The following is a 13,508-nucleotide window of genomic DNA, read 5'->3' on the forward strand; positions in this document are numbered from 1 at the left end:
GCCCGATGCGACGGATGGAGCGAGCATGAGCGACACCGCCCTGAGCCGACGCAAGGACGACCATCGGGACCTCGTGCTGGATCGGCGCACGGCGCCGGCCACGGTCGCCGCCGACTGGGAGTACCTCCGGTTCGAACACTGCGCATTGCCCGAGTTGGACCTGACGCATATTGGCCTGCGCGCCTCGCTGCTGGGCAAAACCATGCGCGCCGCTGCCGATCAGCTCCATGACCGGCGGCATGCCACCCGCCGAGGCCATCAACCGGCATCTGAGCGAGGCAGCGCAAGCCTTGGGGATCGCCATGTGCGTCGGTTCGCAGCGCGTGAGCCTGCAATCCCGTAACTCCCAGGGGCTGACGCGCGCGCTGCGCCGCCTGGCCCCAGACATTCCCTTGCTGGCCAATATCGGCGCCGCGCAACTGCGCGAGGCCGACGGCCTGGACCTGGCGCGCCGGGCGCTGGATGCGCTGGAGGCCGACGGACTCATCGTCCATCTCAATCCGCTGCAGGAAGTGGAGTGTTTGCGGGCGCAGCCAGCGTGGCTTAAGCTCAATACTTGGGAACCGGCTCGAACCCAAATAATCACGCGGTGTCAGGCTACACGCGGAGCAATGGACTTACGTGCAGCCCTATACGGTGACTAATCCCAATGGCACCCAGCGAGACAACTACGGCACTAGCGGGAATTACAATCCCAACAACGGGCATTTCGGCACCGCACGCCGCGCCACTGAAGGGGCGACGCATGGCCAATCCACTCGCAAGAGCGGCAAGTCTTGGACCCCAAAGGATGTCCAACAGCTGAGACAAATGGCGAAGGGCAACACGCCCACCCGAGTCATTGGATTCAAGCTCGGTCGTACGGATGCGCCCATCTATGGCAAAGCCTCGGCTGAGGGCATATCGCTCAGTCCGACGAATCACCGTACAACCGTCGCAAGTAAACTTTGATGCGCCGATAAGTCGAGCGATAGAGGGGCGAGCGATGGGGACCTGCTCCGTCTGCGGCAAGCCTGCGGGCTCTTTGCGGCGATTCATCCGGAGTGTGAGTTTGCAGAAACGATCGTCGGAGCCGGGCCGCACGTAGCAAAGACTGCGTCGATCTACGGTAATATCAGGGAGAGAATGGGGCGCCCATACGAGCTAGAGTCGGCCCGCATAACAGAAGTGGTGGAAAGAGTTCAAGCGCTCAAACGGGAGGGGCGGCTTGCCGCGATTCCAGACGCTGATGCTGGAGGCGTCGGCCGGATTCCACTTCACGATCACACGCGCGCGCCTGACCGAAGGTGCGCGGATCCTGCGACCGCTTCGCTTCAAGGCGGACGAGATCGTTCAGGAGAGCCGAAGTAACGGTCTCGTCGTGCCAGCGCATGTTCTTGAACTTGATACCGTTGCCGGAAATGGTCGCCGTCTCGACGCGACCGAGGACGTGGTCGAGCGCGGCGACGTCCTTGATCCAGTTGCGGCGCTGGATCGCGAGGCCTTCCTTCCAGGCGCGTGCGGGGATGGCGTTGATGCCATCGTGCGGACGGTAGTGATAGACGTCGATGAACTCGTGGATCAGTCGTTGAGGTCTTCTAGCGTGACAAGCGCGTCAGCGGTGCAATGACGCAAGGAGGTCGCATGCCTAGCTTGGGATCGAGCCTGCTGCAACGGTTGTCGCGTTCGACCTCGGCGGTTTACGCGAGCCGCGCCGAAGTTGTATGAGTGTCCAAATATTGCAGGATTTCTTCAGTCAGGCGCCAGTTTTCGCGGATTTTGGATGTCGAAGGAGCCATACATTTTTTGGTGAGCGCCAGCTGAGCGGTGGCGGACACCACAAGCCACTCGGGGCCCTCGTTGGACGATAGTTGTCAATCGGCTCGTGGGCGTGGAAGTCTTATGGCTGCTGGTGTAGAGGTGGGCGGGAGCAGGGCGTCAGCTCGTAGCGACTGGAATCGTGTGGGCGCCGAGGCGCTTTATCGCTTGCCATTTGCCGACCTGACGTTTCAGGCGCAGAGCATTCATCGCGACAACTTCGATCCAAACCGCGTCGAAACCGCAAGCCTGCTCAGCATCAAAACCGGTTGGTGCCCGGAAGACTGCGGCTACTGCTCGCAAAGCGCGCATTACGACACTGGCCTCAAGGCCACTCGTCTGATGAATCAAGCCGATGTGGTCGCCACCGCACAGAGCGCCAAGTATGCCGGCGCGGCTCGCTTCTGCATGGCTGCCGCCTGGCGCAGCCCGAAAGACCGGGATCTTGATCAGATATGCAGCATGATCACGGCAGTTAAGGGGATTGGCATGGAGACGTGCGTCACGCTCGGCATGCTCACGCCGAAGCTGGCCGCGCAGCTCGCTGATGCCGGGCTCGATTTCTACAATCACAACATCGACTCCTCGCCCGAATTCTACGGAAAAATCATCACAACGCGGACCTTGCAGGATCGCATCGAGACGCTTGCGCATGTGCGCGAGGCCGGCATCAAGGTCTGTTGCGGTGGAATTGTTGGTATGGGCGAGCGCGTCGAGGATCGCCTCGGCATGCTCGTGCTTCTCGCCAATCTCCCCCGACATCCGGAAAGTGTGCCGATCAATCTCTGGAACGAGGTCCAAGGCGTGCCGGTCAATGAAACCGCCGAGCGCCCGGACCCGATCGCGCTGGTGCGCCTGGTCGCGACGGCCCGGATCATGATGCCGAAGAGCGTGGTGCGGTTGTCGGCCGGACGGCAGTATATGACGGACGAACTGCAAGCACTTTGCTTTCTGGCCGGCGCAAATTCGATCTTCATCGGCGATGTGCTGTTGACGACCAAAAACCCGGTGCGAGACCGCGACAAGAATTTGCTGGAGCGGCTCGGCATCACATCCGGGCTTGCCTGAGTGGAGCGGAGCTGCGAGCGCGCTCTCCGCAGAACCCGGCTTAGGTGGGGAATGCAAGTTACGGTGATGAACGGCAAAATTCATCGCGCGTCGGTGATGGAGACTGATGTGCTCGGTGAAGCCTCGATTTGGATTGGTCGTGCGCTGCTCGATGCGACAGGGTTTCTAATCAATGAGCGCGTCGAGATCTACGATATGAAAACTGGAGCGCGCTTCGCCACCTCTTTTGTTGAAGCCCCTCCTGGATCTGGCACAATAAACTTGAACGGTGCGGCCGCGCGGCTCGCAACGCCCGAAGACAAAAGCTTATGCTGCTTCGACCAGGTGGAAGCTAAACTCTCAAAACACGCGTTGTCCTGGTCGACCGGGAAGATCGCATCTTGCGAAGTTAACAGCCAAAAAGACCGTTGCTGAAGCCCCAGACCATCGCGCCGCAAGAACCTCTTGCGAGATGGATCGCTACTTGAGAATGACGAATGGATTCAAAGCACGCGACCAGATTTCGCAACTATGTCGCAGCCTTGCATGCACTGAAGGATGACCACCGGCTGCGCGGCCTCAAGCCGCGCGTGGGAATAGATTTCACTTCAAACGATTATCTGGCGCTCGCGAGCGCGCCGCGCATGAAGAAGGCTATCGTGGCCGCCCTGCATGACGGCACGCCGATCGGAGCTGGCGGTTCGAGGCTTCTGCGCGGCAATTGCGAGGAGCACGAACGTCTCGAGGCACAAGCGGCACAATTCTTCAGCGCCGATGCAGCGCTTTTTTTCAGCAGCGGTTACGTCGCAAATTTTGCCGTCCTGACAACGCTGCCACAGCGGGGCGACCTGCTTGTTCTCGATTCTCTCGTGCACGCAAGCATTCATGAAGGCGCGCGAGCCGGCCGGGCCGACGTTCGGATAAGCGAGCACAATGATCCCCAGTCGGTCGAAAGCACGATCCGTGACTGGCGAACCAGCGGCGGAGTGGGCCGCGTCTGGATCGTGGTCGAAAGTGTCTACAGCATGGATGGCGATTTTGCTCCCCTCGGAGAGCTGGTCGCGCTTGCGGACAGATACGATGCGTTCCTGATGGTCGACGAGGCTCACGCAACAGGCGTCTACGGCGAGCAGGGACGCGGGCTCACCGCGGCCTATGAGCGACGCGGAAATCTGTTGGCCGTTCATACTTGCGGCAAGGCGCTTGGGGCCGTCGGCGCGATTGTTACGGCTGCCAGTGCGCTGCGCGATTTCATGGTCAATCGCTGCCGTCCGTTCATCTTCGCCACCGCACCGTCACCATTGATGGCTGTAGCTGTGCGGGAGGCGCTTTCAATCCTGCAGGAAGAGCCCGAGCGTCAGCAGCGGTTGGCTAGCCTGGTCGCGTTTACCCATCGGGAGATCGGTTTGCGCGGTCTTCGGAGTCCTTCGGACACCCAGATCGTGCCGTATATTGTTGGCGACAATGCGCGCGCGATGCAGCTCGCCTCGGCATTGCAGGCTCGCGGCTTCGATATCCGCGGGATTCGGCCGCCAACCGTACCGGTGGGCACGGCCCGTTTACGAATTTCAGTGACACTCAACGTCGGGGAGGATGACGTGCGTGCAATGCTAGATGCGCTCACTGAGGAGACGAAGGGCTGGCTTCGATGAGCCGGCGGATCGTGGTGACCGGTACCGATACCGGGATTGGAAAAACGGTCTTTTCCGCAGGCCTCGCTCATCTGCTCGGGGCAAACTACTGGAAACCGATCCAGGCTGGCCTCGAAGGTGAGACCGACACCCAGCTCGTCGTACGGCTGGGAGGTCTATCAAGCGATCGGGTGATCCCGGAGCTTTACCGTCTGCGAACGCCCTCTTCGCCACATCATTCCGCGGAACTCGACGAAAAGCGTATTGATGTGGATTCGCTTCATCTGCCGGACACCGGCGAGCGGCCGCTCGTGATCGAGGGGGTCGGCGGGCTGATGGTGCCCCTGACGCGAGGCGTACTTCTCATTGAGGTCTTCGAGCGATGGCAGCTTCCTGTGGTGCTATGCGCGAGGACGGCACTGGGTACCATTAATCATTCGCTGCTATCGGTAGAGGCCCTGCGGAAGCGCCACATCAGTATTCTTGGGGTTGCATTCATCGGTGAACGAAATCCTGAGACTGAAAGCGCAATCTGTGACATCGGGCGAGTGCGCTGGTTGGGGCGATTGCCCTGGCTCTCTCCTCTCACGCCAGAAACGCTCCACGCCGTCTTCAAAGATGCGTTTGTCCGCAATAATTTCCTGAACCTGTGATGCCAAAGAAGAGATCGGCGATCTGGCATCCGTTCACGCAACATGCGCTTCAAGACGAGATGATCGAGGTCGTACGTGGTAGTGGTGCTTATCTCCATACCTCGGACGGTCGCCGTATCCTGGATGCAATCTCGTCCTGGTGGGTCGTGACCCACGGGCATTGCCATCCCCGGATTGTCAGCGCGCTATCCAGGACAGGCAGGCAAGGTAAGGTAAATCAGGTCATCTTCGCTTGGCTACACCCACGATTCGGCCGAAAAGGTTGCGGGGCAGCTCCTGAAACTTGCGCCCCGTGGACTTGACCATGTCTTCTTCTCTGACAGTGGCTCGACCAGCGTGGAAGTCGCTCTGAAGATGGCGCTCGGCTACTGGCGCAATATCGGCGAGCAGCGAACGCGCATCGTCATGATGCAACATTCCTACCACGGTGATACGATAGGGGCGATGTCGGTTGGCGCCCGTGGCGTCTTCAACGCGGCGTATGGGCCGCTGCTGTTCGAAGTTATCTCAATCCCGTTTCCCGCGAGAGACCGTGAGCAGGCAACGCTCGATGAGCTCGAGCGTGCATGTCGAAACGAAAGGCCCGCCGCCTTCATTGTGGAGCCTCTGATATTGGGCGCGGGCGGGATGCTGATGTACCCGGCCTGGATGCTCAAGAAGATGAAGCAAATCTGCGAGGCCTCAGACGTCCTGTTCATTGCCGACGAGGTCATGACAGGCTGGGGCCGCACCGGAACACTGTTTGCCTGCGAGCAGGCCGAGGTCACGCCCGATATCGCCCGCTATTCGAAAGGCCTCACGGGAGGGGCGCTTCCGCTCGCGGTGACGCTCTGCCGTGCGGAGATTTTCGACGCATACTATTCGAAAGATCGTACGCGGACCTTCTTTCATTCGAGTTCATATACGGCCAATCCGGTGGCCTGCGCCGCGGCAAAGGCCAATCTCGATCTCTGGCAGGATCAGGAAACTTATCAGCGCCTGGCCTCGGTCGCCACCATGCAAGAACAGGCAATCCAGCCATTCCGCGCCGATCCGCGTTTTGCAAACGTCCGCCGGACCGGAACCATCACAGCGCTCGATCTCAAAACAAACGATTATCTCGCGGCCATCGGTCCGAAGCTTCAGGCATTTTTCAGGGACCGAAATCTGTTACTGCGCCCGCTCGGCAATACGATCTATGTGATGACGCCCTAATGCGTTACGGCAGCCGATCTTGATGAAATCTATGCCGCGATTGGTGATGCGGCCGATGCGCTCGCTTGAGGAGGCGATTTGGGTGGCGCGCACCGGCAGCTCCCCGAAAGATCTGAGACAATACCTGACATACCGCGCAACCGCACGCGCCCTAATCGCGCTTCCATACCTGTTGGCCAGCACGACCTAAAGGTGCTCCCCTTACAAGGCCGGATCGGCTGAGACGTTCCTTCCTCGCGATGACGAGATCGCTGGACGTTTCCGCGCGTAGCGTGGTGACAATGCGGCTGCACGAGACCGGGCGGGACCGCTAACGATCGCCGTCGCCTAGCCAGTTGAAGATCGTCAAAGATAGGCAAAAAGACGCAGGATTTAATCGTTTAGGTGCTGCTGATTGCATCAATCAAGATCAAATTCTCTCTTACAGTAAGAAATTCTCTGCGGGGGCGCGCTCGAATAGAGTGCGGCGCTTCGCGAAGAGGGCGTACATCAGAGTCACAGTCTGGCGCCTGGCAGTCCGTACATGCCGCGAGAATCGGAATTGGCGACGCCGCACTTTGACGTGTGCGAGCGCGGTGCTGCGGAATCGACAATGCATGAAGATATCCACATAACGCCGACAGGAGGCGACAATGCGCAACGACTATCATGCTTCCCAGCACGGTTCAGCTAGGTGCTGCGCTGTATGTGGCGGAAGGTTTGGGCTTATCCGCTACTACTGCTGGCAAACGGCGCTTTGCTCCAGGAAATGCGTCGACCGCTTCAAGGCGCGGCGGGAGACCGACCACAAGTGGCTTCGCTGGTTGCGAACAGCTTGATGCGTGGTATCCGACTGGCTGCAGCCGACCGTGCTCTCGGCAGATAGGTGTCGGGAGAATAGTTCTGCAACAATCATCGAACCAAGCGGGGCAGTTTCAAGAGTGGCAGGAACGAATCAAATGGGAGAAAGCTCGGTAACAATCATCGATTTCAATGCTTACAGGATGAAGAATCGCGCTGCGGCAAAGCTATCATCCGACGCGGTCAGTCGATCGCGCCCTATGAAAGGGTCGCATCCTTTTTCTTCTGGTCCTTGCTAGCCTTGATACCTTTTGCGACGCCGGATCTGCCCGCGTCGAAACGGGAGCCTTCGTGAGCAATCCTCATCGCCATCGCGGTGGGTGCTGCGCCGAGACGACGACATCCTGCTCCTTTGTCTGTATTTGTACCGGCCGGCCGGTTGCGCATCTGCCACGCTCCAGTAACCCAATCGTCCGCCGACATTGACAGACGTACGTCGCGGCCGTCAACTGCTTGCACCGCAGAGCGAGCGCGGGCGGACCTCCGGACCGCCATCCGGCAGGGCTGGGTCGTCGATCGGTGGCCTGCCTTGTTTCAGGATCATATGGATGACATTGCCGACGTCCTTATCGGTACGCATGCCGCCATCGGAATCGGCTTGACCGTCAGGAGCATTGGCTGCGCGATGAATGCGCGAATGCCAACAGGAGGAGGTTTTATGGCTTGAGGGGCTGATGGCATGTTTGATCGAATTCCGGTCTACGAGGTTGATTTGAAGCGGCGATGACGACGATGGTCATGGTCGATCTGCTGGACCGAAGGCTCATTGGTCAACATCGGATTCAGGGCTCCACCCGATCCGATGCGCGTTATAAGGCCAACAGGCGCTTCTTCTTCTTTTGCTCGTGAGCGCGCCGTATCATTCGGGACGTTCGCTTAACTCGAGCAAATGAAGCGATATTCGCGCGCTTCGCGGAAGACGTTTTCTCATCAAGTTGCTTCGCGGCCGCCGAACGTCTCCGCAGCTCTTTCGAGCGGTTTGGCAAAGCGGTGCGCTGATGTATACGTCAACCCGGACCAAAAGTTCCGTTGCCGAGCCGGCGACAATTCTGACCGATGATTGCGCGACCATTAGAGAGTTTTGTGCGCCCTCCCCGCGATTGTGGAGAGGTGTATTCTTCTCTTATCCGCCATTGACAGCTTTCTCTCGACCTACCTACGAAGTGCTCATTGCGGAATGAGGGCTGCAAGGAAACTGAGGATGAGCCACAATTCGGACGCGCCTGTTGAACCCATTACGATTCCAGTCCTGCAGCGATGGAAGGAGGAGGGGCGTCGCATCACCATGACCACAGCTTACGACGCGGTTACGGCACGTATCGCTGATCCGGTCGTCGATATCATTCTCGTCGGGGATAGCGTTGGCAATGTCTGCCTTGGCTTCGATGACACGCTGCCGGTCAGCATGGCGATGATGAACCATCATTTGGAGGCGGTTGCGCGCACAAAGCCTCGCGCCTTGCTCGTGGCCGACATGCCCTTTCTCAGCTTTCACCTCAGTCCCGAGGAGACGATACGGAACGCTGGAGGTCTTTTGCAGCGTGGCGCCGATGCCGTGAAACTCGAGGGCGGTAGCAGACGTGCCGGGATGGTGCGTGCGCTGGTCGATTGCGAAATTCCTGTAATGGGCCATATCGGTCTCACCCCCCAGAGCGTCAATGTCATGGGCGGATTCAAGGTTCAGGGAAGAACTACCGATGACGCCTTGCGCTTGCTCGATGACGCTCACCATCTGCAGGACGCCGGCTGCTTCGCGCTGGTCCTGGAAGGCGTGCCGGCCGAACTCGCCGCGCGCGCGACGGAAACTTTGACAATACCGACCATCGGGATTGGAGCGGGCCCCGATTGCTCGGGCCAAGTGCTCGTATTCCATGACGTTCTGGGCCTGACTCAAGGTCATCGGCCCAAGTTCGTTCGCGCCTATGCAAATGGTTTTGCGCTTCTGCAGCAGGCGCTGTCACACTGGGCGGCCGATGTCCGTCAGGCCGCATTCCCGACCCACCAGCAGTCCTATCGGCTTCCTGATGGCCTTCGCGACACGATCGCAAACTGGACACCGTCCAGCTCAACCTGATGCAAGGCACAAAATGCAAACAATAACGGCGGTCGCAGGGCTTCGTTGTGTCCTGGCAGAGGCTCGCAAAGCTGGTAGGCGTGTCGGATTTGTTCCAACGATGGGTTACCTTCACGACGGCCACCTTAGGCTCGTCGAGGCGAGCCGGGCACTGTGCGACGTCACCGTTCTCAGCATCTTCGTCAATCCAACTCAGTTCGGTCCGACTGAGGATCTTGGCACCTATCAGCGCGATTTCGCGCGCGATGAGAAACTGTGCCGCGACACCGGTGTCGCAATCCTCTTTGCTCCGGATGCAAAGGAAGTCTATCCGCCGCCATTTGAGACCTTCGTGGAGCCTGGCGAGCTCGCGAAGCCATTGTGCGGAGCTTTCAGACCTGGGCATTTTCGGGGCGTCGCAACCGTCGTCTGCAAGCTGTTCAATATGGTGCAGCCGGATATTGCGCTATTCGGACAAAAGGATCTTCAACAGTGCTCAGTCATACGCCGGATGGTCGCTGATCTCAATCTTCCCATCGAGATCATCACCGTACCGACTGTGCGGGAGCCGGACGGCCTCGCGATGAGTAGTCGCAATCGGTTTCTTTGCGCAAAAGAGCGTCGGCGAGCTCTCGCCATCAGCCGTGGGCTGTTCGCGGCAGCCGATGAGTTTCGCTCAGGCGAGCGAGAGGCGGATCGCCTCATCGCGATCGCAAAGAGACATTTGGCGATGGTTGATACGCTCAAACCGGCCGAAAGCCCTCTGCGGCGCGCTTCGGCACTCTGTGCTGCTGCCTTCATCGGCTCAACCCGACTCATCGACAACGTGATACTTCAGCAGGTGGCCATTTAGTGCAATCACAGTGACGGCGCCTATGTTTCTTGGAGTCGGGCAAGGCGTCCTGGGGATCTCAATCGAGCAAGGATGCTTGGGCCAAAGCAGACGCTCCAAGCGTTGCGGCCCCGACAGATGCGAAGGCTTGTGCCGGCCATGGGATCAGAAGCCTCAGAAGGTCATTTCACTCACGTTTTTGGACGAACCGATTGCTTGGCCGAACTGAGTGAGCATATCGTCGTTGTCAGCTCGAGGGGTATGTTCTGGTCCCAGCAATCGCGGCGCCGTGCAAAGTTAAAAATAGTCGGGCTGAACGGCCAGCGACCATTCGTGCCAGCAACATCAAGTCGAGTGCTCGAGAGATTCAGCCGACGGTCGGGCCTGTTGAAATTATAGAATGCCTCGATTGTGGCGCCGCTGCGGAGGGCCTCCTGCTGAAAGGCGTCGATCTCTCAACTGCAAGCGCTCCGTGAGCCGCAGGAGGCCCCCGGACTCAGCGTCTCGCTCCTTGTCGCCTCGCATGCGGCTCTCGCGCTGGGACGAAGCGCTGACCAGCAACATCTGCCAAGTGTGACTCCGCAAGTACAACGGGCCCCAACCGCTGAAATCAAACGATAAAGAGTGCTCACAAGCAGAATTAAAGCGCGGATGCCGAACTCATTGCACGAATAAATACCAGCATCTCAATACTGTGTAGGATCACAGCACGTGCTCAATTACTGGAAGGTATGCCGCAAAGCGACATGGGAGTAGGATATGGGCTACCATTTCTACCGACTCCGAATGTGCCAATATGCAGAAGCGTTGGTGCGACACAGCAAGCGCGACGCGCTGCAAAGAATCCGATTGCAATACAATCTCATCCGGCTTGGGAACGAGCTACTGTCTTCAGACCGACCCTATTGCGCGGCCCGACAGCCAGCCGGGCCTGGAGTCGAACGGCCCCAAAACCCGATCGAGCGCTTCGCACTCAATGTTATGTGCGACCCAAGAACCACTCGGGGTATTCCAGCGCGTGCGCACCACCTCGTTGCGAGCGAGTTCACAGACAAGCCGGGCAGCCCATCAATCTCACTCAGCTGTAGATGATCATTTTAATGCTCGCCAGCTTTCCAAGCCTGTGCTGGATCGACCTTTCGTGTGGTCGGCAGTGTCAGCGAGCGCGTGAGGCCCTCCAATCGAGCGCCCTCCAGTATACTCCGATGCCGTGCTCGGGTCGAACAATTCGGCGAGATCGGTCGATCGAACAGAGAAGCTCTCATTCTTGCGAGTGCGCTCTTCGTTAAGACGTGTCCCTGGTGAGAGAGCCTGGACTTTGGAGATCCAATAACAGTATCGCAAAGGAACGAGATAAGTCGGGTCCCCTATATTTCGCGTGGATTTCGAGTCAGCTCCTAGCAATTCCTCTCCATGCGGACGAACCGGCCATCTCTCGCCCGAGCGAATCGCGAAGTGCGTTTCATGGAGCCAATCCGAGAAATGGGAGAATTCGGGTGCCGTACTACTCTTTTGATCTCGTGATTGGTGAGGAGAGAGCCGGCTCCACAAATTTGGACAGGACGATAAGTGGAATTTCTGCCTGACAGCGGCGATAATCGCCGTGAACAGGAGAAACCATGAGCAGACGACCGCGCCGGAACCACTCACCGGCCTTCAAGGCGAAGGTGGCGCTGGCCGCCGTCAAGGGCGATCGCACGATAGCCCAGTTGGCGGAGCATTTCGACGTTCATCCCAATCAGATTACGGCCTGGAAATCCCAGCTTGAGGGCGGCGCCTCCGATATTTTCGGACCGGGAGGCGGGACACCGGCCACGCCCGCGGTCGATGTGAAGTCGCTGCACGCCAAGATCGGAGAGCTGACGCTGGAGAACGATTCCTAAGAAACAGCATCGCCGACGTTCGGCTCCAAGGGCTGGAGAACGAAGCCGAATGCCTTGGCACGCCGATGCAAATTGTTGACCACTCGCGTCCGGTAGCGCGTCTCGTAGGACGAGGCCCCGGGATCGACATAGTCCATTCCGTATCGCACAGCATTGTAGAACAGAACTGCGATCTTGCGGGCCGTGGCGGTCACTGCCTTGGCCTTACCGATGCGCGATGAAAGTCGCCTGTAAAAGGCGCCGAGCGCAGTATTGGTGCGTCCGACGGTGACGGCAGCAAGGCGCAGAAGCGCCGCCGCCCGGCCGCCGGATCGGCGCGTTCGGGACGAGAGCCTTTTGCCGCCGGAGACCTTGTTGCTCGGCGCCAGTCCTAGCCAGGAGGTAAAATGCTTTGCACTTGGCCACGAGGAGAGGTCGTCACCGCATTCAGCGATCAGCTTCAGCGAGAGGTAAGGACCGAGGCCGTCGATCGTGGTGATGTCTTTTCCCAGCAACGCGAATAGCGCCTCGCGGACGTCGAAAGCTAGAGCGTTCGCCTGATCGGTTCGATTCCGACGCAGCGAGGCCGGCGGTGCTGGTCCATGACCACGACCGCGATGGTTGCTCAGTTCCTTCAACACGGCTTCGATCCGGGCGTCGCAGGCAGATGCCTTCTCGTGGTAGGTGTCGTAAAGCGCAAGTGCCTGCTCGAGCGCAAACAGATGCTCGGCGCGGTAGCTCCCGGTGAGCGCCTTCGCAATCGTCTCGGCACTGGAGTGGCAACTGTAATGGCGCAAGCACGCCAGCGCCTCGGGATCGCGCTCGCCGGCAAGGATCGCGCGTATGATACGCAGGCCGGTCGCGCCGGTGATGTCGGCGACGACGTGGTGGAGCTGAAGATTCATCTCCGTCAAGGCCTTCTGCATATGCTGGATGTGTGAGGCCGCGTACTCCAGCAGACGCTCGCGCTGACGCACGTAGGCTCGCAGCTCGGCAATCTGCCCTTTGGGCTGAAAGCTGGCCCGCAGCAACCCGAATGAATGGAGCCGCTGCAGCCATTGCGCATCGCTGACATCGGTCTTACGCCCCGGCACGTGCTTGGCATCCCGCGCGTTGACAAGAAACACCGTAAATCCCGGGCATCGAGAAGCTCGAAAATTGGAATCCAGTAGACGCTGGTCGATTCCATGACGACGGTCTCGACGCCGCATTCCGTAAACCAGTCGACCAGCCGATGCAGATCGGCCGTGAAGGTACCGAAACTGTGGACTGGCTCCGGTGCGCGATCTGCCCTAACGGCCGCCATATGCATGGTGGCGCCAACGTCGATGGCAGCCGCGTTCGGGTGCACCATCGGCATCTTACCGCCGTCCTTCGACTTCGATCTTTTGGGATTCATCTGTAGTTCCTCCTGACTCCGGCGGAAGGGCTGGGCTGCGCAATTCATTCAAATTCCTAAACGGGATCGCCGAGATGGCGTCACCACTCTCAAGTGCGCAACAGCCCATGGACCAGGTTTTTTGACGGGGTCACGTGCCACCAAAATCGTATCGGCCGCTCCCTTCCGGCCGCAGTCTAGCGGTTGCCCGTTTCTATCCC

General features: G+C 59.2%; 9 protein-coding genes and 4 pseudogenes. 10 read left to right on the top strand and 3 right to left on the bottom strand.

From position 1 onward, the window contains the following. Positions 1 to 25: 25 nt before the first annotated feature. From EI171_RS10830 to EI171_RS10860, 7 genes and pseudogenes are all read left to right on the top strand, one after another. Positions 26 to 512, top strand: a pseudogene (locus tag EI171_RS10830) (type 2 isopentenyl-diphosphate Delta-isomerase); the annotation flags it as partial. A gap of 695 nt (positions 513 to 1,207) precedes the next feature. Further along, positions 1,208 to 1,609 (top strand): hypothetical protein, encoded by a 402-nt coding sequence (locus tag EI171_RS10835; RefSeq protein ID WP_161533317.1) that lies wholly within the window; start codon positions 1,208 to 1,210, stop codon positions 1,607 to 1,609. A 272-nt stretch (positions 1,610 to 1,881) separates the two neighbouring features. Beyond that, positions 1,882 to 2,865 (top strand): biotin synthase BioB, encoded by a 984-nt coding sequence (gene bioB, locus EI171_RS10840; protein WP_161533318.1) that lies wholly within the window; start codon positions 1,882 to 1,884, stop codon positions 2,863 to 2,865. A 66-nt stretch (positions 2,866 to 2,931) separates the two neighbouring features. Then, positions 2,932 to 3,279 (top strand): aspartate 1-decarboxylase, encoded by a 348-nt coding sequence (locus EI171_RS10845; protein ID WP_371740502.1) that lies wholly within the window; start codon positions 2,932 to 2,934, stop codon positions 3,277 to 3,279. 62 nt (positions 3,280 to 3,341) lie between these two features. Then, the gene (locus tag EI171_RS10850) at positions 3,342 to 4,496 is read left to right on the top strand and encodes an 8-amino-7-oxononanoate synthase (protein ID WP_161533319.1); all 1,155 of its coding nucleotides are present in this window, start codon (positions 3,342 to 3,344) and stop codon (positions 4,494 to 4,496) included. Beyond that, positions 4,493 to 5,128 (top strand): dethiobiotin synthase, encoded by a 636-nt coding sequence (bioD, locus tag EI171_RS10855; protein ID WP_161533320.1) that lies wholly within the window; start codon positions 4,493 to 4,495, stop codon positions 5,126 to 5,128. Before EI171_RS10850 ends, bioD begins: the two co-directional genes overlap by 4 nt. Then, positions 5,128 to 6,391, top strand: a pseudogene (locus tag EI171_RS10860) (adenosylmethionine--8-amino-7-oxononanoate transaminase). Before bioD ends, EI171_RS10860 begins: the two are co-directional and overlap by 1 nt. A gap of 969 nt (positions 6,392 to 7,360) precedes the next feature. Here EI171_RS10860 and EI171_RS10865 read toward each other — a convergent pair. Then, entirely contained in the window at positions 7,361 to 7,549 is a 189-nt protein-coding gene (locus EI171_RS10865; RefSeq protein WP_161533321.1) for a hypothetical protein, read from the bottom strand. Between the two features lie 58 nt (positions 7,550 to 7,607). Next, positions 7,608 to 7,742, bottom strand: coding sequence for a hypothetical protein (locus EI171_RS46400; RefSeq protein WP_256380417.1), 135 nt, complete (start codon positions 7,740 to 7,742; stop codon positions 7,608 to 7,610). Positions 7,743 to 8,363: 621 nt separating this feature from the next. On the opposite strand from EI171_RS46400, the gene panB reads away from it, so the two are divergent. The 3 genes and pseudogenes from panB to EI171_RS10880 all read left to right on the top strand — a co-directional run. After that, complete coding sequence (gene panB / locus EI171_RS10870) at positions 8,364 to 9,236, top strand: 3-methyl-2-oxobutanoate hydroxymethyltransferase (protein ID WP_161533322.1); 873 nt, start codon at positions 8,364 to 8,366, stop codon at positions 9,234 to 9,236. 13 nt (positions 9,237 to 9,249) lie between these two features. Beyond that, positions 9,250 to 10,068: a pantoate--beta-alanine ligase gene (gene panC / locus EI171_RS10875; RefSeq protein WP_161533323.1), complete on the top strand. Its 819-nt coding sequence runs from the start codon at positions 9,250 to 9,252 to the stop codon at positions 10,066 to 10,068. Positions 10,069 to 11,666: 1,598 nt separating this feature from the next. After that, positions 11,667 to 11,924, top strand: a pseudogene (locus EI171_RS10880) (transposase); the annotation flags it as partial. 2 nt (positions 11,925 to 11,926) lie between these two features. On the opposite strand, the pseudogene EI171_RS10885 reads toward EI171_RS10880, so the two are convergent. After that, positions 11,927 to 13,308: pseudogene (locus EI171_RS10885) on the bottom strand (IS110 family transposase). Between the last annotated feature and the right edge of the window lie 200 nt (positions 13,309 to 13,508).

Source organism: Bradyrhizobium sp. LCT2 (genome assembly GCF_009931255.1).
In the GTDB taxonomy this organism is placed as follows: Bacteria; Pseudomonadota; Alphaproteobacteria; order Rhizobiales; family Xanthobacteraceae; genus Bradyrhizobium; species Bradyrhizobium diazoefficiens.

Coding starts and splice junctions, on each gene's coding strand:
- bioB (WP_161533318.1), top strand. CDS start 1,882: ATGGCTGCTGGTGTAGAGGTGGGCGGGAGCAGGGCGTCAGCTCGTAGC.
- EI171_RS10845 (WP_371740502.1), top strand. CDS start 2,932: ATGAACGGCAAAATTCATCGCGCGTCGGTGATGGAGACTGATGTGCTC.
- EI171_RS10850 (WP_161533319.1), top strand. CDS start 3,342: ATGGATTCAAAGCACGCGACCAGATTTCGCAACTATGTCGCAGCCTTG.
- bioD (WP_161533320.1), top strand. CDS start 4,493: ATGAGCCGGCGGATCGTGGTGACCGGTACCGATACCGGGATTGGAAAA.
- EI171_RS10865 (WP_161533321.1), bottom strand. CDS start 7,549: ATGCGCAACCGGCCGGCCGGTACAAATACAGACAAAGGAGCAGGATGT.
- EI171_RS46400 (WP_256380417.1), bottom strand. CDS start 7,742: ATGCGTACCGATAAGGACGTCGGCAATGTCATCCATATGATCCTGAAA.
- panB (WP_161533322.1), top strand. CDS start 8,364: ATGAGCCACAATTCGGACGCGCCTGTTGAACCCATTACGATTCCAGTC.
- panC (WP_161533323.1), top strand. CDS start 9,250: ATGCAAACAATAACGGCGGTCGCAGGGCTTCGTTGTGTCCTGGCAGAG.